Here is a 24,859-nt window from a genome sequence, read left to right on the forward strand (position 1 = left end):
TTTTACCTTTAAAAATCTATTACGTTAGGGAAAAATTCCACCTTGTGATACTCTTTGTCGTTGCTTAGAGCTTGTCTTATCAGCTCATCATTTCTATTTATGACTGCTTTAAATTTAGCCGACTCTTTCTTGTCTTCTATGTTTTTTACGACCTTGATGGCGCTTTCTGGATTGATCGGCTTGCCACCTAGATAGAGGCCAAAGTGCAAGTGAGGGCCAGTGCTCATGCCACTTGTGCCAACGTATGCTATTAGCGTGCCTTGTTTTACTTTAAGACCGCTTCTTATGCCCTTTGCAAAGCCATTTAGATGGGCATAAAGTGTCTCGTAGCCGCCAGCGTGAGAGATGATGACAGTTCTGCCATAACCACTCTTTTGACCGACAAATTTGACCGTGCCATCGCCTGCAGCCTTGATCGGTGTGCCTTTTGGAGCACCGTAATCAACTCCAAGGTGCGCTCTATATCTTTGAAGGATCGGATGCCATCTTTTTAGAGTGAAATTTGATGTGATCCTAGCGTTTGCAAGAGGGCGAACGAGCAAAAATTTGTCATTTTTCTTGCCGTTTTTATCATAAAATTTATCTTCAAATTTATACATCACATAGCGTTTGTTTTTAGTCTCTATCATCGCTGCGTAAATTTCAGGCGTGCCAAAAGAGCGCCCCATGCGTAGCTTTTGGTTATAGACAATAGCGATCGTATCGCCTTTATTTATCTTTTTAAAATCGATCCCGCTGCCGCTAAAAACCTCTTTAAAACCAAGTGCTAGCGTGCCAGAGCCAGTGTAGTCAAAGATATCTTCAGAGACTGATTTATCTACTTTTAGGGCTAAAACTTTGTCTTCGCTTTGGTATAAGATCGGGATAAACTCAAGCTGAAATTTACCCTTGTCATCTCTATAAATATGTATCTGAAGCTCGTCACTAACTGGGATGAGAGCTTGTTTAACCTCGCCGTTATCGTCTTTGTAAATTTGATATTTTGTGCCGGCTATGATCTCTTCTGTTAGCTCTTGATCTTCGCTTGCTAGGTTGTAGTAAAGTGAAAGTGGGATTTTATTTGTCTCTAGGAAATTTAAAAAGCTGCTGCCATTTGGCCAACTAAGCTCATCGACAGTTGGTTTTATGGCATATAAATTTATACATAATATTGCAAAAATCACAAAAATACGAGGCATCGATATCCTTTTAAAAAGCTGGATGGGATTTTAACTAAAACTTGCTTTAATTTTGCAAAAGATAAAGCATTTTAGGCTATAATCGCTCTAAAAATTTAAACTTAGGAGATATTTTTGAAACGTATAATCGTGATTTTATCGCTGTTTTTTGGCTTTGCTTTTGGGGCTGATTTTTCTTTAAATGAGTATAGAACTCCTCTTATTAGCGTCGAGAGTGACGGCACAGCAACGATAGTTGATAGTCCTGAAATTTTGATCGGATCAAGCGGTGTCGTGCTTCACAAATTTGACACTGATAGTTCTATCATAGCAAGAGTGAGCGTTGTCTCTAAAAATGCCGGCTTTGCAAAGGTTAGATTTGAGGTCTTTGATCTGCTCGAGCAAAAGGCTCTTCCACTCCCTGGCATCGCACCTGCAAGTGGTGATATAGTCGTGCTAAACTACCTTTATAACCGCTCACTAATCGTCGTGCCAAATAAAGAAATTTATGAAGAGGTTTTGGGCGCATTTCCTAATATGATATTTATCCACCCAGACCTTGTCGGAGCATACTTAAGCTACGAATACAAGCCAAATCCAAGCAGAGATGACTTTAGAAAGATGTGCGCTCAAAGTGCAGCTGGACTTATCTTTGTCGCGATGGATGGCAGAAGCGTTTTTGCTGATTGCCAAAGCTTTAAGGTGCTAAAAGAGTTTAAAACTGGCGAGGTTGAGTACTATCAACTACCATTTTACACAAGAGTTAGCGACATAGACACTGTATTTTGGAAACTAAATAGCGAGCACATCAACAACTACGACGCTCACTACGAAAAACTTTTTGAAGAAGATAACTGATAAATGAGCCGTTTGTCCTTAAGCAAGAGCGATTTAAAGAGTGGTTTAAATTTGCTAGCTGCTCTTAAGGACAAAGAGCTCTTTCACTACGCAGCAAGCCTTAGTTTTCATACGATCTTATCGATCATACCTATACTTCTTATATCGTTTTCTATCTTTACAAAACTGCCTAGCTTTGAGGATTATTACGCCAAAATTCAAGACTTTGTCTTCTCAGCTCTTTTGCCAAGTAACCAAGAGATTATCTCAAACTACTTGCAAAATTTTCTTCAAAATAGCGGAAATTTAGGCATAGTTGGCTTTGTGGCGATGATATTTACTTCGGCTATGTTTTTTAGCGATTATGAATACGTAGTCTTAAAAGTGACAAGAGCTAGCAAGGCTAGGGGATTTTGGTCGGCACTTAGCTCGTACTGGACGCTCATCACGCTTGCGCCACTTGGCCTTGCTGGCAGCTTTTATCTATCAAGCTTCATTCAGGATATGCTAAATTCAAACGTGATCACAAGCTCGATAAATTTCTTAAGCATAGTGCCATATCTCATCATTTGGGCGATATTTTGCGTCACATATCTCATCTCAGTAAATGACGAGATAAAATTTAAAAGCGCGTTTTTTAGCTCGTTTGCCGCCTCGCTTGTTTGGTATCTTGGCAAGTCAGCCTTTGTCTATTACGTCCTTTACAACAAGACCTACCTAAGCGTCTATGGCTCATTTTCAGCCGTACTTTTCTTCTTTGTGTGGATCTACATCTCGTGGATCATCTTTTTATATGGGCTTAAGTTTTGCGCCTATCTCTCAAACAGCTCTAAATTTAAAGGATAAATTTATTGTTAGCTGGCAATTTGTAAATTTACCAGCTAGCAGAATATGCAATATTTTACGTGAAATTTTATGTATCTAGCGTTTAAATTCGCAAATTTCTATCTTTATATCAAGCTCTTTGCTAAATTCTTTAGCCTTTTTCTCAAGCTCGTCTTTATCAAAGCAGATGAGATCAACATAAGAGTACTTAGTGCCAGTCGCTGCGCCCATGCCTTCGCAAAAAGTGCTAGTTTCAAGCTCATCTTCTATCTTAGTTTTGCTATCAATGCCAAACTGCACGTCGCCACCGTGATACAATACTAAAAAGCAGAAATTTATACCAAGCTCGTAGGCTTCATTATAGATATCGCTTTTGCCGTCATAGTACTCATTTAGCAGTGGGATTAGGCTTGTATATCCCATAAAAACATCATCTCTTAGTGTATCTGAGCGAGGCTCTAGCTCGTAAAAGCTAAACTGCTTTAGCGGTTCGCTTGATGCCTCTTTGCCAAATTTATCATCTATAAGATCGGCAAAGTCGATTAGTGGTACGCCTTTTTCTCTTGGCTCGTCCACGATCTCAAACTCTCCAAGCGTGTTTATCATCGCCGTCTCGCCAACAACGTTGTCGCAAAGTATAAAAGCTAGCGTGTAGGCCTTGTTTTCATCTTCGCTTTTTAGCTTGCTTAAAGTCTCGTTGTATAGGCACATATCCACGCTTTTTTCTTCAAAATTTGCATAGACCATGACCTCGTTTGCATCAACACTCACGCCATACATCTGTATAGTGGCTACTTCGCGCGGTGCACGTGGTTTGCCAAGCGTGCAAGTAAGCTTTGTCTCATACTCTTTTGGCATGCGTGATTTGATAAATTTAAGCCAAAAAAGCCTATATTTCATCCCTTCTGGTGTTAGCACTAGATCGATCTTGTCATTAACAAGGCCTATCATAAAGGTTGGATCAACTAAACATAAATTTAGAGCCTCCTCAGTCATTTTACTTGCAGATTCGTAATTTTTATCCTCTAAATTTTGCTTGATCTTGTCTAAATTTTTACCAAATTCGCTCCAAAATTTATCAACCCTGCTAGCAAAGCTAGAACTCTTTTTAGAAAACCACATCTTTATCCTTTTTGTTAAAATTTTCAATATTTCTTTGCGTATAAATTTTCATCGATGGAAACTCTAACGCACTTAGTTTATCATAACCAACTTCGTTAAAAACGCAGCCTGTGTCGATATCTGCGCTATTTTTATAAAATTTCACCTCTCTTACTGGCGTGTGACCATAGACGTTAAAGATGCCACTAACTTGCATCTCGTCGCCTCTGCCTGAGAGCAGATGCCTTTTAAACTCTTCACTAGCATATTTGTCATTTCTTAGCTCCCACATATTGCCAACGGCTGAGTGAGAGACGACTAGATGCTCGCCATTTTGGTTTTTGCACTCTTTAAATTCCAGATAAACTGGCCTGCTTTCTAAAAAATCCACATGCCTTTGCTTAAACTCTACGCTTTGTCCAAGATATGATCTATATGTCGCTTCTCCGCCGTTTCCAAAGAACCAGCTCCTGTCAAATGGCACTTTGTTGTTTAGAAATTCAAGTTTATTACTTAGCAGCCTTCGCTCGTGATTTCCCATTACCATTTTATAGTTATTTTGCATGATAAGCTCGACCACGTCGCAGCTAAAAAGCCCACGATCTATCACGTCGCCAACAAAGCAAATTTGAGATTTTTCTTTGTTTGGAAACTGCTTGATAAGCTCTAAAAGCGTGTTAAAACAGCCGTGAACGTCGCCGATAATGTAAATTTGCTCGCTCAAATTTTCTCCTTTGCGCCAAATTTTAGTCTATTAAACTTAAAAATAAAGATTGTTATTTGCTGATAAAATTAGAAAGAAAAGTTATTTATGAAATTTAAAGCAGTAGAGGGGGCTAAACCCCCTAAAATCATTGTGCGTAAAAGCCGCTAACCTTGCCAGTTAGATCGATCATGATGTTTTTCATCTGAGTGTAGTGCTCAAGGATGATCTTGTGCGTCTCACGGCCGATACCTGAGTTTTTGTATCCGCCAAATGGGCTGCCTGCTGGGATTTGGTTGTAAGTGTTGATCCAGACCCTGCCAGTCTCCATAGACCTTGCAACGCGAAGTGCTTTTGTGATGTCTTGCGTGAAAATTCCACCACCAAGGCCGTATTCGCTGTCATTTACCATTTTGATAAGCTCGGCTTCATCTTTAAATTTGATGACAACGCCAACTGGTCCGAAGATTTCTTCTTGAGCCACTCTCATATCGTTTGTCACATCAACTAGCAGCGTTGGCTCGACAAATGCGCCCTTGTCGCAACCATTTGCTGTGTATGCTTTGCCACCGACTGCCACTTTTGCACCTTCTTTTTTGCCAATCTCGACGTAGTTTAGGATTTGTTCAGCTTGTTTTTTATTGATCTGAGAGCCCATTTGAGTGTTAGGATCAAGTGGATCGCCAACTTTTATAGTGCTAAATTTCTTAACCGCAGCCTCTATAAATTTCTCATAAAAGCTCTCTTCTACGAAAATTCTCGATCCCGCGCAGCAAACTTGACCTTGGTTAAACAAAATTCCAAGCTGAAGGCCGTCAAGCGCCTTGTCTAAATTTGCGTCGCTAAAGAAGATGTTTGCGCTCTTGCCGCCAAGCTCAAGTGTAGCTGGGATGATACGGCGAGCCGCAGCTATGGCGATATCACGGCCGATCTCGGTTGAGCCAGTAAATGCTAGCTTGTCAAGGCCTGGGTGGTTTTTGATCCACTCGCCGCTCTTGCTGCCTTTGCCCGTTACTATGTTTATCAAACCTTTTGGCAAAATTTTATCTATCAGCCTAAATAGCTCAAGCACGCTTAGGCTTGTCTCGCTTGAAGGCTTAAACACGCTCGCATCGCCTGCTGCGATCACTGGAGCTAGCTTCCAAGCTGCCATTAAAAATGGAAAATTCCAAGGCACGATCTGACCCACGACGCCTATTGGCTCGCGTAAAACGATAGAGAGTTGCTTCTCGTCAAGCACATTTGCGCTGCCTTCTTCGCCCATGATAACGCCAGCAAAGTACCTAAAATGCTCTGCTGCAAAAGGGATATCGACATTTAGCGTCTCACGGATTGGCTTGCCGTTGTCCATGCTTTCAACTTTTGCGAGGTGCTCTTTGTGCTCATCGATGATATCAGCGATCTTGTTTAGCAGCTTTGCGCGCTCGCTAACTGTGGTGTGTTTAAATTTATTAAAAGCTTCACGTGCAGCACGAACTGCGTCATTTACATCTTCTTCGGTAGCGTCAGCGATCTTTGCAAGGTGTTCGCCGTTTGCTGGATTTTTGGCATCAAGTGTAGCACCGTCTTTTGCGTCGCGCCACTCACCATTTATGAAAAGCCCATATTTTTCAAGTAGTTTCATACTTTTCTCCTTGATTAAGATTTTGTAAAAGGATTATAATATTAATAAAATTTATCAAAAATAAATTTTGGATATAAATTCTCTTTTTTAATAAATTTTATTATTTAGAGTAGAGTGGTTTTAAATTTAACTCTGCCAAGAGAGCAAAAACGTAGTCTCGCCATCAAGCTCGCTTGTGCATTTTACGGTGATGCCATTTTTCTTGCAGCACTCTTTGACTAAATTTAGCCCTATGCCAAAGCCGCCTTGATCGTCGTTAAATCTCGTGTAGCGATCAAAAATTTTCATCTGATCCTCTTTGCTGATGCCGCGCCCAGAGTTACTTATGCTAAAGAAATTTGGCTCTAAAACGATGCTAACCTTTGAATTTGGCGCTGCATATTTTGAGGCGTTGCTTAAGAGGTTGTCTAAAATTTTACTCACATCCTCAAGGTCTGCGTTTATGAAGCTTGGCTTTAGGCTAGCATCTATCTTAAGCCCGCGTTTAGCAAAAAATGGCGAGAAGTAGCTAAGTCTTTGCGTGGTTAGTAAATTTAGATCGATTAGCTCTTTTTTACTTGGTTTATCGAGGTTAAAGCTTAGATGAACGAGCGCATCGTAGATGCTGCCTAGGCTCTTTGCGGCAAGGCTGATGTTGTTAAAACGCTTTAAATTTCGCTCATTTAGGTTGTCACGATCGGCCGTTTCTATGCTCATCGAGATGACGCTTAGGGGCGTGTTTATCTCGTGCGTTGAGTCTTTTATGAAGTGATTTAGCGTATCTATCTTTTCATAAAGTGGCTTTAGGCTCAGTTTTGCTAAGTAAAAGGCGATGAAAAGCAGTATAAAAAGGAAAAATATAGCATCCACAACGCATGAAATTACAAGGGATAATATCTCTTTTTTGATGTCCTTGCCTACTAAAAATATCTCAGCGCTAGATAGCTCGTCTGTTATGTCGTTATCCATGCTTTGGATGTTTTCAAAGATCGTGACCTTGCCGTTTATCAAATTTATATTTTTTTCTTTATCTATATTTTCGCAGGCAAAGTCTTGATAAATTTTCGCTCCATTTTTTGAGATGATGCAAGCTTTTACCCCTTTTTCTTTTGTTAGGCTTGAAACCGAACTAAGACCATTTGTCCTTGCTTTCATGTAAATGCCCATCTTTATCTCTTTTAGCATTTTGACCTCGTTTAAGATGAGCGCGTTTTTTTTATTTTTATAGTCATTTATGAAAAAATAGCCCAGAAAGAGCACGGAGCTAACAAGATAGAGGGATAAAATTTTAAATAAAATTTGCGTCTTTTCAGACATAGATGTAGCCGTCTCCACGCTTGTTTAAAATGGCATCTTTGCCTAAAATTTGGCGTAAATTTTTGATATATACACGAAGGCTAAGCTCGCTTGGCTCCTCGTCAAATTTCCAAATTTTATTAAAAATTTCATCTTTGGTTAAAATTTTGCCCTTGTTTTGCAAAAATAGGGCGAGCAGGTCGCTCTCTTTGCTCGAGATATTTACATTTTCGCCGTTTTTACTTAGAGTTTTGCTCTGTGGGTGAAAGCAAAGATCATCTAAAATTTTGATATCTTCGCCGTTTTGGTGTGAGAAATTTCTTTTTATGAGAGCTTGCATGCGGATAAGTAGCTCTTTTAGCTCAAATGGCTTTTTTAGATAGTCATCGCAGCCGCTTTTGTAGCCTTTTTCAAGGTCGTCTATGGTGTTTAGCGAGGTGGTAAATATGCTAGGTGTTGTGACGCCAAGCTCACGTAGCGATGAAAGTAGGGAGAAGCCGTCGCCTTGCGGGAGTTTGACGTCTAGTATAAGTAGGTCAAAATTTCGCTCGTATGCAAGATCTAGTGCGTCTTTGGCATTGTTTGTAGTGGTGACATCGTAACCATTTTCGCCCAGATACTCGCTTATTAGATCAAGTAATGTTTCATCATCTTCAACGAGCAAAATTCTGACCATCAAGTGCCTTTACATGCCTTTTTTCATTTCGTCTTTCATGCCCATGTCGTCTTTTTTCATACCCATGTCATCTTTTTTCATTTCGTCTTTCATGCCCATGTCGTCTTTTTTCATACCCATGTCGTCTTTCATGCCCATGTCTTCTTTTTTAGCTTCGTGTTTTTTGACAGGATGTTTTTTAGACATATCATCTTTCATCATCTGCTCTTTCTTCATCATCTCATCTTTGCCCATCTTGTCCTTTTGCATCATTTCAGTAGCATTTGCAAGACCGCCAAACATAAACATAGCACCAAGTGCAACTAAGATTAACTTTTTCATAAAGTCTCCTTTAAATTAAATTATGTTGCAATTGTAGTCACTTAGTGTGAAATAAGTGTGAATTTACGCAAATACAAAATAGATAACTGGAAGCGTGATAAATGAAAAAAGCACGCCAATAGCAACTGATGAGATGGCTAGTGAGCTATCAAGTCCAGCTTTTATGACCATCGCACTTGCAAGAGCTGATGTTGGCATCGCACATTGAAAGAGACCAACGACCCAAGTTTTGCTCATCTGGATACCTGAGACTTTTAATATGATGAAAAATACGATAGCTGGCAAGATCATCTTGCACAAAAGCACGACACTAACGCCTTTATATGAGCTTGTGATACTGCTAAAGTTAAGACCAACGCCGATCGCAAAAAGTGCCACTGGAGTGACGCTGCCTTCAAACATCCTAAGTGGCGCAAAGATAAAATCTGGAAGCGGGACTTCTTTTAAGACAAGCCCCATAATAAGCGCGATAAATGGTGGAAATTTTAAAATTTTCATTGTATTTTGAAATAGCGAAACCTTCTCTGGTGCGGCAAAAGATAGGATGAGTGGTCCAAGGATAGAAAGCGGGATACCAGTGGCTATTTGGTCGTAAAAGATAACCTCATTTACCATCGCATCGCCAAAGAAGCCCTGAATGACAGGCATACCGACGAATAGGGTGTTACCAAAAAGGCTTAGCATGACCATACTGACGGTTGTTATTTTGGTAAATTTAAAAACCTTACCTATGACAAATGCTAAAGCAGCACTAATGGCGGTTGAGGCAAAGCCTATTAAGATCGTATTTATAAGCGAGGCATCGACATTTACGTGGTAAATTTTATCAAAGATTAGCGCAGGCATTGCAAAACAAAGGACAAAATCCACAAAAGGGATCGAGTGCTTTTGCTCAACAATGCCGACTTTTTTAGCAAAAAAACCAGTTGCGATTATGAAAAATATTGCAAAAAGTGGTGTGAAATTCATAGCAGTCTCTTTTAAGTTTGGAATTTACAAAGAGTTGATTATATGCCCCAAAAGATTAAATTACAATAAACTTTTTTGGATTTTACCCTCAAATTTAAACCCTAGTATCAACCTTTTTGTAAAATTTATCCCTCTCATCTATCTTTTCTTTATTTTTTAGATCGTTTTCAAGATAGCTGATATTATAAATTTCTCTTGCAGATATGCTTTTGCCGCTATTTAGGCTGATTAAAAATTTACTCTCAAATTTATTTGATAGGTTGATGATAGCTATTGCTCCAGCATCTTTCAAGCTTGTGATTTTGCCATTTTGCATGACGCCGATATCATTGAAATTTAGCCCATTTAGCTGCCCATCATCCATCTTTTTTGCATCTAAATTTACGCTAGTTTTTAGCTCGCTTGGCGTATTTAGCTTGCCAGTGTCATTGTAAAGCTCATTTACGTCCAGCTCTCTGCCGCTATCAAATTTTAGTCTTATCGTGCCATCTTGATTTAGTTTCATAGCTATGACGCTATCGCTATCTCGCAGTGCAGTGGCAGCTGTGGCTTCATTTGCGCTAAAAGCCTTTTTTACCTTTTTTAGATTTGAGATGCTAAAATCAAGCCCAGTTGCTTGCTTAAATTCATTTTCCATTGCAATCATTTTGGCTGATTTTGTATCTTCAAGCTTTGATATGTAAGCGTCCGCATTTTCGTCAAATTTCTTTAAATTAGCGCTAAGATTTTCTATCATCTTATTGTGTGCATCAAGCTCAGCGTTGTAGTCATTATAAAATTTCATAAAACTATCTTTTTGAAATTTTGTGTATGAGAAATTTTCATCTTTTTTCTGCTCTTTGCTTGGCTCGATGATCGGGTTAAACTCGCTTAGTCTTGCGCTCTCATCAAAGCCTATTTTTGTGTAAGCGAAATTTTTAAAAGAGCTATCCTTGCCAAAGATATTATTGTGTCTTAGATCGACCCAGCCGTCATTTTGAGCGTATTTTTTAAAGAAATTATTTATATCATTTTTGCCTATCTTTTCATATCTATTTTCTGCAGCAAATAAGGTATTTGGATCTGAGGAGTAGTAGGAGTGCCTGTGATCGATCTCTTTTGTATCTACGTAAAGATCGGGTCTATTTGTGATTATTGCTTTATGGTTTAGCTCTTCTCTTGCTATTTGATTGTGGTTTATGACATTTGTGCTGATAAACTGCCTAAGATCAACTCTAGCCGTAACATCGCTTAAATTTGCTATTTTTTCATTTCCGTCTTTGTCGTATCCTCTTACTTTTAGCTTGTCAAAGAGCATATCTTTTTGATCTAGCATGCCGTCATTATTGCTATCGAAGCTAAAAAGTGTGCTGTTGTTTTCTGGCTTTCCAATGCCTAGCTCATCGTTATCGCCATAAATGTCTAAAAAGACTTCCACTTCACCATAATTTGTCTTTAGAGTGTTTGAGTAGGCGTAGTCGTTTAAATTTTTAAATTTTGTATTTTCTAAGTAGCCACTTTTTAAGACAGGTAGCATGGCAGCATCATCTGTGGCGTTTATGTTTTTAAAGTAGGCGTTTTTGCTAAAGCCATTAGAAGGTTCGTCTGAGTAAATTTTATTGTTGCTATCTATTAAATTTTGCGTGTAATCTTTCAAAATTTCTTTTGCTTTTTGTGTTGCTAGACGTTTGTTGTATTCTTTGATATCAGCTTCAGTTATGTAGATAGTATCTGTTTTATTTGCTTCATAAAGCTCGTTAAACTGGCTTAAATTTACTTTTGAACTGTTTTGATCGCTATGATTTGAAAATCTTTTGGAGAGATTTTGTAAATCATTTAAATTTATAAAATCATATTTTTGCAGTGCAACATTCATCTAAAATCCTTTTAAAGATGTTGCAAATAGTATCGGCTAAATTTATAAAACGTTTAAGCTTATAATGGTGCCCGAGGTCGGACTCGAACCGACACAAGGTTGCCCTTATCAGATTTTGAGTCTGACGCGTCTACCAGTTTCACCACTCGGGCTAAGTTAAGATTGAATTTTTAGATTTGTGAGAAGAAAGAAAAAGGGGAGACTTGCTCCCCGAAAAAGAAAATTATTTCTTTTTACCTTTTTTAGCAGCACCAGCAGCAACTGCTTCTTTAAGTTTTTTGCCAACTTTGAATTTGACTGCTTTGCTAGCAGGAACGTCGATTACTTTCTTAGTTCCAGGAACTCTAGCTTTCCTTGCAGCTCTGTCAGCAGTACCGAAAGTACCAAAGCCTATAAAGCTAATTGTATCGCCTTTTTCAAGAACCGCTTGGATTGTCTCCAAAGTAGCATCAACAACTTTTAGAGTATCTTTTTTTGAAAGACCAGCCTTGTCGGCAACCGCTTGAATAAATTCAGCTTTTTTCATGAACCATCCTTTTAAGAAGTTATGCGGCAATTCTACACTCTTTTAAAAAAAAATACAATACTTTTTCCCTAAATTTAGCTCTTTTTTTGCATTTTTTTAGTAAAAAAGACCAAAATTTGAACTTTCACTCACAAATTTCAAACGTAAGCTCGTTTTTTAGCCCTATCTTTTTCATATCTACAAGCTTTAAATTTTCAAAATTTAGAGCCATTAGCTCATCTTTGTTTGTCACTTTAGCATTTGCGATCTGGCGCAAAACCTCACCTCTATAAGCTTTTGCATGGTGGCTTAGTATCTTTTTGTTTTTCAAAAAGCAAAATGTCGTAAATTCTTTTTTTACCACATAAAATTTCTCATAAAATTTAGCTCTAAGATCTAAAATTTCATCATTTTCTAAAAAGCTATCGACTGCCTTGCTAAAATTTTGCTCATAAAATTTACAAATATCAAAGCCGGCTAGCTTTTCGCCTTGCTTGAGTTTATACTCAGCTATCTCATCTTTTGCTAAAATTGGCCCAAATAAATTTGAAAATATCAAAACATTATTATCTATATATTTTTGAGCCTCATCGCTTAGTCCGCGGTAGTTTAGGTGCTTATAGGCAACTCCGTCATATCTTAAGATAGCTTTTATGCTACCTTTTTTAGATAAACTTTCTCGCAGCTGCTCGCTATCCTCAAGCTCTTTTAGTCCAAAAAGCTTTTTTATCTCGTCTAAATTTGCACTTTTTAAAAACTCATCATATCTTTTTAAAATTTCAGCCCTTTTGCCAAAAAGCTCAGAAAATATCAAATTTTTACCATCAAATTTATCATTTGTATTTAGAGAAATTTTGCTTTCGCTTGGTGAGAAGAGGATTTTTAATGCCATTTTCTTTCCTATTTTATATATGTAAATTTTGGCAGATTATACAATAAAACTTTTTTGCACTAAAAAAAATCAAATTTTCACCGATATATCACAAAGCGGAATTATTCTTGCTTAGAGTGAATAAAAATTTAGGGAAAAATTATGAGAATTACAAATCAACTACGTTTTAGTCAGACTTTGCACGACTATCAAAAAAATATGGTTGGCGTAAATAAAAGCTACCAGCAGCTCTCAAACGGACTAAAAATTCAAGATCCATACGACGGTGCTGCGGTTTATAACGATGCGATGAGGCTTGATTATGAAGCGACCACTCTCACTCAAGTGGCAGATGCTACTGGTAAGTCAGTAAATTTTGCAAAAAACACGGACAATGCGCTGCAAGAATTTGAAAAACAACTTGAAAATTTTAAAACAAAAGTCGTTCAAGCAGCCAGCGACGTGCATAGCACAACATCTCTTGAAGCTTTGGCAAACGACCTTCAAGGCATTAAAAACCACCTTGTAAATATCGCAAATACCTCTATAAATGGGCAGTTTTTATTCTCAGGAAGTGCTGTGGATACTAAGCCGATCGATGGCTCAGGTAAATATCAAGGCAACCGCGACTATATGAAAACTTCAGCTGGCGCGCAGGTAGAGCTACCTTACAACATCCCAGGATTTGATCTATTTTTAGGAAAAGATGGCGACTACAACAAAATTTTAACAACAAACGTGATGCTAGCTGATCAAACTAGAACCGACATCTCTTATGCGCCAAAATATCTTAATGAAAATAGCAAGATAAAAAATATGATCGGTCTAAACTACGCAAGCGACTCAGTCGTGGGCAGTGACGGCTCTTATAAAGGTACGATCGAGCCTGATTTTGACTTTTTGGATACTTCAAATGTAAATTTCCCTGACACATACTTTTTCATGCAGGGCAAAAAGCCAGACGGCACGACATTTACAAGTAAATTTAAGATGAGTGCTGATACGTCAATGGCTGGTTTGATGGAGAAGATCGGTATGGAATTTGGCAACACAAAGACGACAAAAGTTGTCGATGTGAGCATAAATAACGACGGACAATTTAACATAAAAGACCTTACTAAAGGCAATCAAACTATAGACTTTCACATGGTTGCAGCTACTTCTGTGGCGGCAAATCGTGGTGCGATAGCTCCAAACAATACCCTTGATACGATAAATTCTCTACAAAGCCTTGAAAATATGGCAAATGCTGTGCCAAAAACGGTTCATATAACTGAATTTACAAAGAGCAAATACCTTGATAAAGATGGAAATTTGACAAACGCATTTGACTATGACAAGGTTAGATTTGAGCGAAAAGACAATGAATTAATAGCAAATTTACCTCAAGTAGCTAGAAGAACAGGCGAGTTTGCAACTGATCAGACAAAGCTAAGCGAGGTCTCTGGCACAAAAGAGAGCTACAATAGAAATTTATACCCAAAAGATGTCGATGCTAGAAAGAGAGAGCTTTACAATATAGATAATCAAGAGATAGGTCTTCAAGTAAAATCAATCACTGGCACAATGTATGACATCAAAGTAAAAATGGGCGAAGCAGGTGGTGTAAATACCCCAGTGCAGTTTCAAATAACATCAACAACTGCTGCTGGCGTGGTATCTCCAACTAGAAATTTGACCGTCTATAACTCAGATGAATTTGGCAGTTACAGAACCTATGCAAGCGACTTTACATATCGCCAGCTAATGGATATCGTAGCGATGGCTGCAAGCGATAACATCCCAAATCCTCCGCACGCAGAGAATGCAAACTTTGATACAGATATCGAAAAGGTAAGAAGAGATCAAAACTACAATGCCTATAAAGACGCTTTGTCAAAGACTAAAGGCGCAGTAGAAGTAAATTTAGACGATAAAGGCAGGATGGTTTTAACTGATAAGACGAAATCTGTTACAAATATAGAGCTAACCATGTATGATGCGAAAAATGGAGATATATTTGACGGAGATAGCACTGGTATGAACACAGCCGGCGCTGCAAGCCACCCTCAAGGCAAGGGCTCAGTATTTAGCTTTAACGAAAATAACGCTTTAAGTATCGATGAGCCAAGCACAAGCGTCTTTCAAGACCTTGATGATATGATATTTGCCGTTAGAAATGGCTACTATAGAGCAGATGCTAACAATCACGATCCACGAAATACCGGCATGCAAGGCGCTTTAAAAAGGCTAGATCACTTGATAGATCACGCAAATAAAGAGCTTACAAAGATAGGCTCTCAAACAAAGCTACTAACTGCGACAAATCAGCGTGCAGAGGTCATGAAAGTAAATGTGCTAACTGTTAAAAATGACGTCATAGACGCAGACTATGCAGAGTCATATCTTAAATTTACACAGCTTTCACTCTCATATCAAGCTACTCTTCAAGCAAGCGCTAAGATAAATCAACTAAGCTTGTTAAACTACCTAAACTAAAATGATAAATCAGCAGGCCTAGCTTGCTGATTTTTTAAAAATTAAACTCAAGCGTGCTATAATAAGCCTTTTTAACAAAAGGATCTAAAATTTTAAGACATATATTATTTACTATTTTTGTTTGTTTTTTTATATATTTTGGCATCGCTACGGCTGCTCCGACTGCTGATTTTGTAGGCTCACTTGGACAAAGCCTTGGCGTTTTTAATATTAAATATTTTGGCCTTATAGCCTATGTTTATCCATTTTTACTTATCGTTTTAGGCTATTTTGTATATAAAAATTTTAAGAAATTTGACTTTGATTTTGCTCAGTTTGTAGTTGGGATTTTTCTATTTTTTATCGCATTTTTGATGTTTCAAGCTCTCACAACATCTGGAGCAAATAGCGGCGTTATAGGCGGCTTTATAGTCTCAGCGCTAAAAGAAGTCATCGGCGCTATCGGCACTGCGGTTGCTATACTTATGATATTTATCATCTCACTTGGACTTGCTTTTAGAGAAAATTTTATCATCGTTTTAAGAAAGGCTTTTGTAGATAAAGAGCCAAATAGCTATGAAGAAAAAAGCGCAAGCGTAAAAGAGGTAAGGGCAAGGCAGATACCAAAGATAGAGCGCAAAAAGCCAAAAGCTGAAGAGATAAAAGAAGAAGAGCTTATAGACGCTCAGGTGCTAAATGATGATGAGCCAAATTTAGATAGTGAGCCAGAATTTGAACCAGAGCCAGAGATGGAGCCGGCACAAGAGAGCAGACCTGCAACCATAGGCGGGGTTGAAATTTTAAATGAAGTGGCTGAAAACAAAAAACTTCTTGATCAGATAGAGCGCGGCAAGGTCGAAAAACCAAAAGACTTTGTCTTGCCACCGCTTAAATTTCTAAACGACCCGCCAAAGCGCTCGCACAATATAAATGAGGCAGAGATCGACCAGCAAATTTCAAATTTACTCGATAAGCTGCGTAAATTTAAGATAGATGGTGACGTGGTGCGAACCTATACTGGTCCTATCGTCACGACATTTGAGTTTCGCCCAGCCCCACATATCAAAGTGAGTAAAATCCTCACTTTGCAAGATGACCTAGCGATGGCGCTAAAGGCTCAAACTATCCGTATCCAAGCGCCGATCCCTGGCAAAGACGTCGTTGGTATCGAGGTGCCAAATCAAAATTTAGAGACGATCTATCTAAAAGAAATTTTAGAAAGTGAAGTCTTTAAAAACGCGAGCAGTCCGCTAACCATGGCTCTTGGCAAGGATATCGTGGGCGCTCCTTTTGTGACTGACCTCAAAAAGCTCCCACATTTACTAATCGCAGGTACAACAGGATCTGGCAAGAGTGTGGGCATAAACGCGATGCTTTTAAGCTTGCTTTATAGAAATAGCCCACAAACTTTGCGCCTAATGATGATCGATCCAAAGATGCTTGAGTTTAGCATATATAACGACATCCCGCACCTTTTGACGCCTGTTATCACAGAGGCTAAAAAGGCGATCACAGCACTTTCAAACATGGTCGCTGAGATGGAGCGAAGATATAAGATAATGAGCCAAACTCGCACAAAAAACATTGAGAGCTACAACGAAAAGATGAAGAGTGAGGGCGGCGAGCAGTTCCCATACATCGTCGTGATCATCGATGAGCTGGCTGATCTTATGATGACTAGCGGCAAGGATGTGGAGCTTTATATAGGCCGTCTAGCGCAGATGGCAAGGGCTAGTGGCATACACTTGATAGTCGCCACTCAGCGCCCAAGTGTCGATGTCGTGACTGGTCTTATAAAGGCAAATTTACCAAGCAGGATAAGCTATAGAGTAGGGCAGAGGATCGATAGTAAGGTCATCCTAGATCAAATGGGAGCTGAGAGCTTGCTAGGACGTGGGGACATGCTATTTACGCCTCCTGGAAGTCCTGGAGTGATCAGACTGCATGCGCCATTTGCGAGCGAAAAAGAGATCGAGACGATCGTAAATTTCTTAAAAGAGCAACAAGATGTGATTTACGATGAGAAATTTCTAGCAGAGGAGGGCTCTAATGCAGGCTCAGCTGCTGGTGCGCTAGGTGAAGATGAGCTTGATGAGCTATACGAAGAGGCAAAAGAGATCATCTTAAGCGAGCAAAAAACATCTATCAGTTACCTACAAAGACGCTTAAAAATAGGCTACAACAAAGCTGCAAATATAATCGAACAGATGGAAAAAATGGGCGTTTTAAGCCCTGTAAATGCAAAGGGTCAGAGGGAAATTTTAGTTTAAATTTATATAGCAATGTAAAGATAAAGGAACAAAAATGTTTAAATTTGGAGTTCTCGTTTGTATTCTTTTTTTAATGCTAAATTTTACCTTTGCTCAAGATCTTAATACGAGTAATGTAGAGAAAAACTCAACATCTATGCTAAAAACTCTAAAGCAGATGAGCATACCTTTTTCTGGCAATGAGTATGAGATAGAGAATTTATCTAAGCTAGATGATAAGATGCTAGCGGTAGTGCAAGCATCATTGCCAAACCAAACTGCACTATATGATGCCATAAAGGGTGATCTAAATAAAGATGGTATAGAGGATGTAGTTGTGGTAACTCAAGAAACTTTTAAGGATAAATTTTTACCTTTTAGTGATGGTTGTGATGAGAGCACCAAGGATGATAAATGGTGTCAAATAGTAAATAAAAATCGTCGTGGTGTCGTGATCTTGCTCTCAAATGGCGACAAATATGAGGCTGTAGTAACTAAGAGAGATATCTTTGAGAGCCCAAATGAAGATGGCGGAGCTTATTTTCCACCAGAGCTTGCAGTAGAGATAAAAAATAGTGAGCTAAAATTTTTCTATAGTTATGGCAAGTACGGATACTGGGAGTATATTTTTGCACTAGACGGAAAAGATTTTAGGCTTGTAAAGTATTTGAGTAATGTTAATAATGGTCCTATGCCAGAGTATATAGTGCAAATGGACTTTGTAAATCATAGGCTAGAAAAAAGTGCGAATTTGCTATACCGTGGAAATGAGGAGTATAAGAGATACGAAGAGTGTATAGAAAAGTACAGATCTTTTGATGATGCACAAGAAGAGGATGATTATGATGGATCGTTTATTAGAAAAACTTACGAGCTAAAAACACAAGAAATTCTACTCTCAGAAGTTAAAAAGGTTGATTATATAGATGGTCGTTGGCTGGATGATTTGCAAAATTCAAAGCAGTTAGGAAAAATTTTGAAGATTGATTTTTGGAGTGAATATCCGAGCGATAATGAAGATGAACTTGTTAGATGTGTCGCGGACAAGATATAAAAAGCCTTGTGTTAATTTAAATTTATCTACTAAATTTAATTGATGATAAAAGTTTGTAAATTAAAGCCATTGTTAAAAATTTAAAAATAAATTTTAAAAATAGCTAAAAGCATTTAAAAATATTTAAACTCTTTATGAAGAAAATCCGTATAACGTGCTAATTGATACCTAAAAGAGCTATATCATAACTACAAAAAACATTGCTCTTGACGTTAACGAAATAAATTTGACACTTTTAATTAGCCTTATGATAACTGCAAAGACCTACCACTTGATTATAACCCACCTAAATCAGGATACTGCAAATCGTATGTGGTGGGCTGTGAGAAACCATCTTGGATATTTAGGGACTAGCAACACACACGGACTTTACGTATTAACGCCATACGGTGGCTTCTAGGTTAGTGAGTTTGAAGGGATTTAATGCTCATAAACTGATGGCTTTTATGGGTCACACAGATATTAAAAGTAGCCTGCATTACGTGCATCTAAATGTTGATGATATACGTGATGGTATGGGAGTTGGTGTTTAGTTAAAAGGTGGTAAAAGTCCTTGGTATTTGGTTGCGGAGGACGGATTTGAACCGCCGACCTTCGGGTTATGAGCCCGACGAGCTACCACTGCTCTACTCCGCGATAAGAGTTGTTTGGGATTTTTAAAAGTGGATGGGGTAAGAGGATTCGAACCTCTGAATGACTGGACCAAAACCAGTTGCCTTACCGCTTGGCGATACCCCAATGTTTTTAAGAGTTGTAATTATATAGACTTTAATGCCATTTGTCAAGGTTTTTTAAAAAAATATGTAAATTTATTTTACTTTTTCAAAGTAGCTTTTTAAAAATTTAAAAATAAATAAAATACTTTTATAGCGTATAAAATTTAACTATAACTTTTAAAACCCATGCGAAAATTTACATGGGTTTATCTAGTTTTATGCCAAAAGTTCTTTTGCGATCATGCTTATGCGTTTTGCTTCAGCGCTCGCTCCGATCTCGTCTTTTGCCATTTTCATCACAGCGCCTAAATTTTTACCAACCTTTTCAATTATACTTTTTATCTTATCTTTTAACTCGTCATCATTTAGCTGAGCTGGCAGATATGCCTTGATCAGCTCGATCTCGCTTTGCTCTTTTTTGGCTAGATCCTCTCTTGCTCCCTTTAGATAGAGCTCAACCGAGTCAGCTCTCTTTTTGATCTCTTTTTGAAGTAGCGGAAGCACGACCTCATCGGTCATCTCGATCCTTTGATCGACTTCGACCTGCTTAAGCGCCGCATTTAGCGTCCTTAAGGTGTCTCTTTTAAACTCATCTTTTGCTTTCATAGCCTCTTTTATGTCGGCCAAAATTTGCTCTCTTATGCTCATTTTATCTCCTTTAAATTTTTGAAATCATAACTAAAATTTTGTGATAATTTCTTGAAATATGCCTTTTAAATAAGCCGCTCCAACGCCCTCTCTAAGCCCATCGTCTATTACTATAAATTTCGCTTCTTGCCCGCTTAAAAGCTCTTTTAAAAGCAGCGTTCCAGCGATGAGCGGATACTTTCTGCTTCTTCCAACCGCCAGGTCAGCGCTTTTGTCATCCATCTTTAAAAGCTCATTTACAAACCAAGTAAGATCATCATTTTTAAGCTCATATCCACTCACTTTTTTGGGATCGTAGCTTTCGTAGTTTAGCCCAAGCTTTAGCGCTGCGATAGTGGTCGGCACGCCAGAAGTTAGCACGATAAGTCTATTGTTAAGACTTGTTAAAAATTCCCTTGCCTCTTTTGTATAAATTTTTGCATTTTCTTGCATCAGATCAAGCGCTTTAAACCTCTCGTAAAAGGTGATGATGCCAAATTTAAAGCTTATAAATTTGCCATCGTCGCCTATCTCTGAGCTTGCACCGCCGATGTCGATGATGCTAAATTTATCATTTATGCCAAGCTTTCTTAAAGCATTTTGCACGCCTAAAAATGTAAGTTTTGCTTCAGATTGCCCGTCAATGATATGAAAATTTATGCCAAATTTCTCTCTTATCTCACTAAAAATTTCTTCGCTATTTGATGCTGCTCTAAAAGCTTCAGTTGCGACTGCCACACATTTAAATTTAGCAAAGTCAAATTTGCTTTTAGCCTCCACTATCGCTTCAAAAAGCCTATTTTTAGCCTCCAAACCTATCTTGCCACTTTCGTTTAAGCCCCTTGCAGCTCCAACTATTTTTTCATAAATTTGCTCGTTGCTAAAGCCATTTTGCACCTTTTTTATAAGCGCCACGCGAAAGGTGTTTGAGCCAAGATCGATCGCTATAACCAAAATTTATCCTTAATATTTTTGCCAAATTCTAACATATGATAATTTAGTATCATTTAAAGTGAGAAAATTCTAAAAACTTTAATAATTTTCAAGATATAATTTTGCCAAAAACTCTTACAAGGGGGCTTGATTGCTTCGAGATAACTTCTTGGCGTTAGTTATTTTTGCGATTTGCAGCGTTGGATTTTTCGTTTGGGGCTATCAATACATCCCGACAAATAACTACTTTTTATTCTTGATCGCTGGTATGTTTGGTCTTTTTATGGCGTTTAATATCGGCGGAAATGACGTTGCAAACAGCTTTGGCACAAGCGTTGGCGCAAAAACACTCACACTAAAACAAGCTCTTGTAATCGCAGCCATTTTTGAGCTTAGCGGCGCGATATTTGCAGGATCTGAGGTTACAAATACGATTAGAAACGAGATCGTGAAATTTCCAAGCGACATAAACCCGATGAAATTTGTAATCATTATGATCTCAGCCCTCCTAAGCTCAGGTCTTTGGCTATTTTATGCGTCCAAAAAAGGTCTGCCAGTCTCGACAACTCACTCGATAGTTGGTGGCATCGTTGGCGCAGGACTTGCCATGGGGTTTATGATAAAAGACCCTGAGCCATTTAATATGGTCTCTTGGGGCGAGATCGGCAGGATCGCCGTTAGCTGGGTCATCTCACCACTGCTTGGTGGCGTGATGTCTTATATCATATTTGGCTACGTAAAGAGCAAAATAATCGAGCCAACGCACGAACTAAAGACAAATTTAAAAGCGCTAAAAGCTGAGAGAAAAGCCTATAAAGAAAGCTTTATAAAAGCGCTCAAAACAAAGCCAGCTGAGGAGCAGATAGCCACTCTTTCAAAGATCGCAGTTATCGATGAGGACGAGATCGAAACCACTGAATATAGCGAATACCGCTCAAAAATTCGCATCATGAAAGATAGCGAAAAAGAGATAGATACTTTTAAAGCTATGAAAAAGCACATCCCTATCATCGCTGGATTTGCCGCAATGGTCATCTCATCAATGATGCTTTTTAAAGGGCTTGAGCATATAAATTTAGCCTTTAGTATCATCCAAACAGTCTGGATCATATTTGTCATCGGAGCTCTAGCGTATCTTGCAAGCCTTGCTATCATAAATGTCATGAGCAAAAACGATAGCGAAAAGAGCATCAATAGAATTTTCTCATGGTTTCAAATTTTTACCGCTTCATCTTTTGCTTTTTCACATGGCGCAAACGACATCGCAAACGCAGTTGGACCATTTGCAGCTGTGCTTGACGTGCTAAAAACTGGCTCTATAAACGAAAGCTCACCGATCCCAAGCATCGCAATGGTAACTTTTGGCATCTCGCTTGTCGTTGGACTTTGGTTTTTAGGCAAAGAGGTGATCACAACTATTGGCTCAAAACTAGCCGAAATTTTACCTACGACTGGCTTTAGCGCGGAGCTTGCCTCAAGTATCGTCATACTTCTAGCTACAAAGCTTGGCATACCAGTTAGCTCGACACATATCCTAATAGGCGCGGTTTTGGGCATTGGTATCGTAAATAAAAATGCAAACTGGAAAATGGTAAGACCTATCATCCTAGCTTGGCTCATCACGCTTCCAGCAGCTGCAATATCATCAGCTATATTTTATTTTGCTCTTGCTAAATTTCTAGGCGTTTAGAAAAACACTTTGCTTGTAAATTTAAAATTTGCAAGCAAATTTCATTTAAACTAAAATTTCTAATTTCTACGGATAAAAACTATCAGAAAAATAAAATTTTACTTACATTATTTAATAGATTAATTTATTAAAGATTAATCAATTTAGGCTAAAATACGACCATTTCAACAAAAGGACAGCTATGAAAAAAGATGTAAAAAAAGTTGTTTTAGCATACTCAGGCGGACTTGACACAAGTATTATTTTAAAGTGGCTTCAAGACGAATACAAATGCGAAGTAGTCACATTTACAGCTGACATCGGACAAGGCGAAGAGCTAGAGCCTGCACGCAAAAAAGCCCTAGCGCTTGGTGTAAAACCTGAAAATATTTTTATAGAAGACTTAAGAGAAGAATTTGTACGTGATTATGTATTTCCAATGTTTAGAGCAAACGCAGTCTATGAGGGCGAATATCTGCTTGGCACATCAATCGCGCGCCCACTAATCGCAAAACGCCAAAGCGAGATCGCAAGACTTGTTGGCGCTGATGGTGTGAGCCACGGAGCAACAGGCAAAGGCAACGACCAAGTTCGCTTTGAGCTTGGCTACTACGCACTTGGTGACAACCTAACTATCATCGCTCCATGGCGCGAGTGGGATCTAAACAGCCGTGAAAAACTTTTGGCATACGCTGAGAAAAACGGCATAGATATCACCAAAAAACCAGGCAAAAGCCCATACTCAATGGACGCAAATTTACTTCACATAAGCTATGAGGGTCTAGTGCTTGAAGACCCAAGTCACGCACCAGAAGATGATATGTGGAGATGGACAGTAAGCCCAAAAGATGCTCCAGATAAGAGCGAGATCATCGAGATTGGCTATGAAAAAGGCGATCCAGTGAGCATAAACGGCAAAAAGATGAACCCAGCTGAAATTTTAACCGAGCTAAACCGCCTTGGCGCAAAACACGGCATCGGCAGACTTGACATCGTAGAAAACCGCTCAGTTGGTATGAAGAGTCGCGGCTGCTACGAAACTCCTGGCGGCACGATAATGCTAAAAGCTCACAGAGCGATCGAGAGCATCACACTTGACCGCGGTGCAGCTCACTTAAAAGATGAGATCATGCCAAAATATGCCGAGCTAATTTACAACGGCTACTGGTGGTCACCTGAGCGAAATATGCTCCAAGCTCTTATCGACAAGAGCCAAGAGCACGTAAATGGTTCCGTGAAAGTAGAGCTTTATAAAGGCAATGTGATCATCCTTGGTAGAAATAGCAAAGATGATAATCTATTTAGTGAGGCATACTGCACATTTGAAGAAGATAGTGTTTATGATCAAAAAGATGCAGCTGGATTTATCAAACTAAATGCGCTTCGTTTCATCATCGCACGCAAAAATGGGCGAAAATTTGACTAAAAATAAAATTTAAAAGGATAAAAATGAAAGTATTATTAATAAAAGATGTAAAAGGACTTGGTAAAGCTGGCGAGATAAAAGAGGTAAAAGACGGCTACGGCAACAACTTCTTAATCGGCAAAGGCTTTGCAAAAGCTGCCACTCCAGATGTCCTTCGTCAATACGAAGCAGCTCAAAAGAGAAAGGCTGAAGAGCTAAAATATGAGATCGCAAATTTAGAAAAGCTTAAAGAAGAGCTTTCAAAAGTGACAGTCGTCGTCAAGAAAACTCTTGGCGCAAATGGCTCTCTTTTTGGCTCAGTTTCAAAAGAGGAGATCGCAGCAGAGCTTGAAAAGACGCATCATTTGGTGGTTGAGAAAAAGGCTATCGACCTAGACACTCACCTAAAAACAGTTGGTCTTTATGACGTCTCTATAAAGCTTGGACACTCTATAAATGCGACCTTAAAGGTTGATGTGCAAGGAGAGTAGATGTTTCATGCGACAACCATCTTAGCCTACAAAGGCAAAAATAAAGCGGTCATCGGCGGTGATGGACAGGTTAGCTTTGGCAACACCGTCTTAAAGGGCAACGCCGTAAAAATCCGCAAAATTCACAACGGCAAAGTCCTAGCTGGCTTTGCTGGCAGCACTGCTGACGCGTTTAATCTCTTTGATATGTTTGAGAAAAATTTAGAGCATACAAAAGGGGACTTGCTAAAGGCGGTGATAGAATTTAGCAAAGAGTGGCGCAAAGACAAGTATCTAAGAAAGCTTGAGGCGATGATGCTTGTGCTTGATAGGGATAAAATTTTCTTACTTAGTGGCACTGGTGATGTTGTTGAGCCAGAAGATGGTAAGATAGCAGCTATCGGAAGCGGCGGAAACTACGCTCTCTCAGCGGCTCGTGCCCTAGATAAATTTGCCGATATCGACGAAGAGGAGCTAGTCAAAGAGAGTCTCAAGATCGCTGGCGAAATTTGCATCTATACAAATACAAACATCAAAACTTATGTTTTAGAATAAGAGAG

General features: G+C 38.8%; 23 protein-coding genes and 3 tRNA genes. 10 read left to right on the forward strand and 16 right to left on the reverse strand.

Going from position 1 to position 24,859, the window contains the following annotated elements:
• Positions 1–8: 8 nt before the first annotated feature.
• The gene (locus tag CVT14_RS01460; RefSeq protein WP_087581705.1) at positions 9–1,178 is read right to left on the reverse strand and encodes a peptidoglycan DD-metalloendopeptidase family protein; all 1,170 of its coding nucleotides are present in this window, start codon (positions 1,176–1,178) and stop codon (positions 9–11) included.
• Positions 1,179–1,292: 114 nt separating this feature from the next.
• On the opposite strand from CVT14_RS01460, the gene CVT14_RS01465 reads away from it, so the two are divergent.
• Together CVT14_RS01465 and CVT14_RS01470 are read left to right on the forward strand one after the other, a co-directional pair.
• Positions 1,293–2,015: a plasminogen-binding N-terminal domain-containing protein gene (locus CVT14_RS01465; protein WP_002942758.1), complete on the forward strand. Its 723-nt coding sequence runs from the start codon at positions 1,293–1,295 to the stop codon at positions 2,013–2,015.
• 3 nt (positions 2,016–2,018) lie between these two features.
• On the forward strand, positions 2,019–2,840 hold the full coding sequence (locus tag CVT14_RS01470) for a YihY family inner membrane protein (RefSeq protein ID WP_107849514.1): 822 nt from the start codon (positions 2,019–2,021) through the stop codon (positions 2,838–2,840).
• A 75-nt stretch (positions 2,841–2,915) separates the two neighbouring features.
• Here the strand turns inward: CVT14_RS01470 and CVT14_RS01475 are convergent, their stop codons facing one another.
• The 11 genes from CVT14_RS01475 to CVT14_RS01525 form a co-directional block, all read right to left on the reverse strand.
• Positions 2,916–3,941, reverse strand: coding sequence for a hypothetical protein (locus tag CVT14_RS01475; protein WP_107849515.1), 1,026 nt, complete (start codon positions 3,939–3,941; stop codon positions 2,916–2,918).
• Complete coding sequence (locus tag CVT14_RS01480; RefSeq protein WP_107849516.1) at positions 3,928–4,644, reverse strand: metallophosphoesterase; 717 nt, start codon at positions 4,642–4,644, stop codon at positions 3,928–3,930. Before CVT14_RS01480 ends, CVT14_RS01475 begins: the two co-directional genes overlap by 14 nt.
• A gap of 127 nt (positions 4,645–4,771) precedes the next feature.
• Complete coding sequence (locus tag CVT14_RS01485) at positions 4,772–6,247, reverse strand: aldehyde dehydrogenase family protein (protein ID WP_107849517.1); 1,476 nt, start codon at positions 6,245–6,247, stop codon at positions 4,772–4,774.
• A gap of 126 nt (positions 6,248–6,373) precedes the next feature.
• Positions 6,374–7,543 carry a sensor histidine kinase gene (locus tag CVT14_RS01490; protein ID WP_107849518.1) on the reverse strand — a complete coding sequence of 390 codons (1,170 nt, stop codon included), beginning with the start codon at positions 7,541–7,543 and terminating at the stop codon, positions 6,374–6,376.
• Positions 7,536–8,198, reverse strand: a complete 663-nt coding sequence (locus CVT14_RS01495) for a response regulator transcription factor (RefSeq protein WP_002940533.1) — start codon at positions 8,196–8,198, stop codon at positions 7,536–7,538. Before CVT14_RS01495 ends, CVT14_RS01490 begins: the two co-directional genes overlap by 8 nt.
• Positions 8,199–8,207: 9 nt before the next feature.
• Entirely contained in the window at positions 8,208–8,519 is a 312-nt protein-coding gene (locus tag CVT14_RS01500) for a pyruvate kinase (RefSeq protein WP_107849519.1), read from the reverse strand.
• A 63-nt stretch (positions 8,520–8,582) separates the two neighbouring features.
• Entirely contained in the window at positions 8,583–9,488 is a 906-nt protein-coding gene (locus tag CVT14_RS01505) for an AEC family transporter (protein WP_103610693.1), read from the reverse strand.
• A 94-nt stretch (positions 9,489–9,582) separates the two neighbouring features.
• Entirely contained in the window at positions 9,583–11,343 is a 1,761-nt protein-coding gene (locus tag CVT14_RS01510) for a response regulator (protein WP_107849520.1), read from the reverse strand.
• Positions 11,344–11,408: 65 nt separating this feature from the next.
• A tRNA-Leu gene (locus CVT14_RS01515) sits at positions 11,409–11,495 on the reverse strand.
• A gap of 71 nt (positions 11,496–11,566) precedes the next feature.
• Positions 11,567–11,869 carry an HU family DNA-binding protein gene (locus tag CVT14_RS01520; RefSeq protein WP_012001719.1) on the reverse strand — a complete coding sequence of 101 codons (303 nt, stop codon included), beginning with the start codon at positions 11,867–11,869 and terminating at the stop codon, positions 11,567–11,569.
• A gap of 124 nt (positions 11,870–11,993) precedes the next feature.
• Positions 11,994–12,740 carry a YaaA family protein gene (locus CVT14_RS01525; protein ID WP_107849521.1) on the reverse strand — a complete coding sequence of 249 codons (747 nt, stop codon included), beginning with the start codon at positions 12,738–12,740 and terminating at the stop codon, positions 11,994–11,996.
• Positions 12,741–12,881: 141 nt separating this feature from the next.
• On the opposite strand from CVT14_RS01525, the gene CVT14_RS01530 reads away from it, so the two are divergent.
• The 4 genes from CVT14_RS01530 (at position 12,882) to CVT14_RS10930 (ending at position 19,012) form a co-directional block, all read left to right on the forward strand.
• Positions 12,882–15,197 (forward strand): flagellin, encoded by a 2,316-nt coding sequence (locus CVT14_RS01530; RefSeq protein WP_107849522.1) that lies wholly within the window; start codon positions 12,882–12,884, stop codon positions 15,195–15,197.
• Positions 15,198–15,340: 143 nt separating this feature from the next.
• Positions 15,341–17,446 carry a DNA translocase FtsK 4TM domain-containing protein gene (locus tag CVT14_RS01535; RefSeq protein WP_413784372.1) on the forward strand — a complete coding sequence of 702 codons (2,106 nt, stop codon included), beginning with the start codon at positions 15,341–15,343 and terminating at the stop codon, positions 17,444–17,446.
• Positions 17,447–17,480: 34 nt separating this feature from the next.
• Complete coding sequence (locus CVT14_RS01540; RefSeq protein WP_021089105.1) at positions 17,481–18,479, forward strand: hypothetical protein; 999 nt, start codon at positions 17,481–17,483, stop codon at positions 18,477–18,479.
• A gap of 410 nt (positions 18,480–18,889) precedes the next feature.
• On the forward strand, positions 18,890–19,012 hold the full coding sequence (locus tag CVT14_RS10930) for a hypothetical protein (RefSeq protein WP_261789982.1): 123 nt from the start codon (positions 18,890–18,892) through the stop codon (positions 19,010–19,012).
• A gap of 28 nt (positions 19,013–19,040) precedes the next feature.
• On the opposite strand, the gene CVT14_RS01545 is transcribed toward CVT14_RS10930, so the two are convergent.
• The 4 genes from CVT14_RS01545 to CVT14_RS01560 form a co-directional block, all read right to left on the reverse strand.
• Positions 19,041–19,115 (reverse strand) — tRNA-Met (locus CVT14_RS01545).
• 27 nt (positions 19,116–19,142) lie between these two features.
• Positions 19,143–19,217 (reverse strand) — tRNA-Gln (locus CVT14_RS01550).
• A gap of 194 nt (positions 19,218–19,411) precedes the next feature.
• Positions 19,412–19,843: a GatB/YqeY domain-containing protein gene (locus tag CVT14_RS01555; RefSeq protein WP_087581693.1), complete on the reverse strand. Its 432-nt coding sequence runs from the start codon at positions 19,841–19,843 to the stop codon at positions 19,412–19,414.
• Between the two features lie 30 nt (positions 19,844–19,873).
• Positions 19,874–20,776, reverse strand: a complete 903-nt coding sequence (locus tag CVT14_RS01560) for a disulfide bond formation protein DsbA (protein ID WP_087583212.1) — start codon at positions 20,774–20,776, stop codon at positions 19,874–19,876.
• Between the two features lie 130 nt (positions 20,777–20,906).
• On the opposite strand from CVT14_RS01560, the gene CVT14_RS01565 reads away from it, so the two are divergent.
• The 4 genes from CVT14_RS01565 to hslV all read left to right on the forward strand — a co-directional run bounded on the left by CVT14_RS01565 (position 20,907) and on the right by hslV (position 24,854).
• Positions 20,907–22,445 (forward strand): inorganic phosphate transporter, encoded by a 1,539-nt coding sequence (locus tag CVT14_RS01565; RefSeq protein ID WP_103630673.1) that lies wholly within the window; start codon positions 20,907–20,909, stop codon positions 22,443–22,445.
• A 181-nt stretch (positions 22,446–22,626) separates the two neighbouring features.
• The gene (locus tag CVT14_RS01570; protein ID WP_087583214.1) at positions 22,627–23,850 is read left to right on the forward strand and encodes an argininosuccinate synthase; all 1,224 of its coding nucleotides are present in this window, start codon (positions 22,627–22,629) and stop codon (positions 23,848–23,850) included.
• A 23-nt stretch (positions 23,851–23,873) separates the two neighbouring features.
• Entirely contained in the window at positions 23,874–24,320 is a 447-nt protein-coding gene (rplI, locus tag CVT14_RS01575) for a 50S ribosomal protein L9 (RefSeq protein WP_087583215.1), read from the forward strand.
• Positions 24,321–24,854, forward strand: a complete 534-nt coding sequence (gene hslV / locus CVT14_RS01580; protein ID WP_002940451.1) for an ATP-dependent protease subunit HslV — start codon at positions 24,321–24,323, stop codon at positions 24,852–24,854.
• The last annotated feature ends 5 nt before the right edge of the window (positions 24,855–24,859 follow it).

The sequence above is a fragment of the Campylobacter concisus genome (genome assembly GCF_003048445.1).
In the GTDB taxonomy this organism is placed as follows: domain Bacteria; phylum Campylobacterota; class Campylobacteria; order Campylobacterales; family Campylobacteraceae; genus Campylobacter_A; species Campylobacter_A concisus_BF.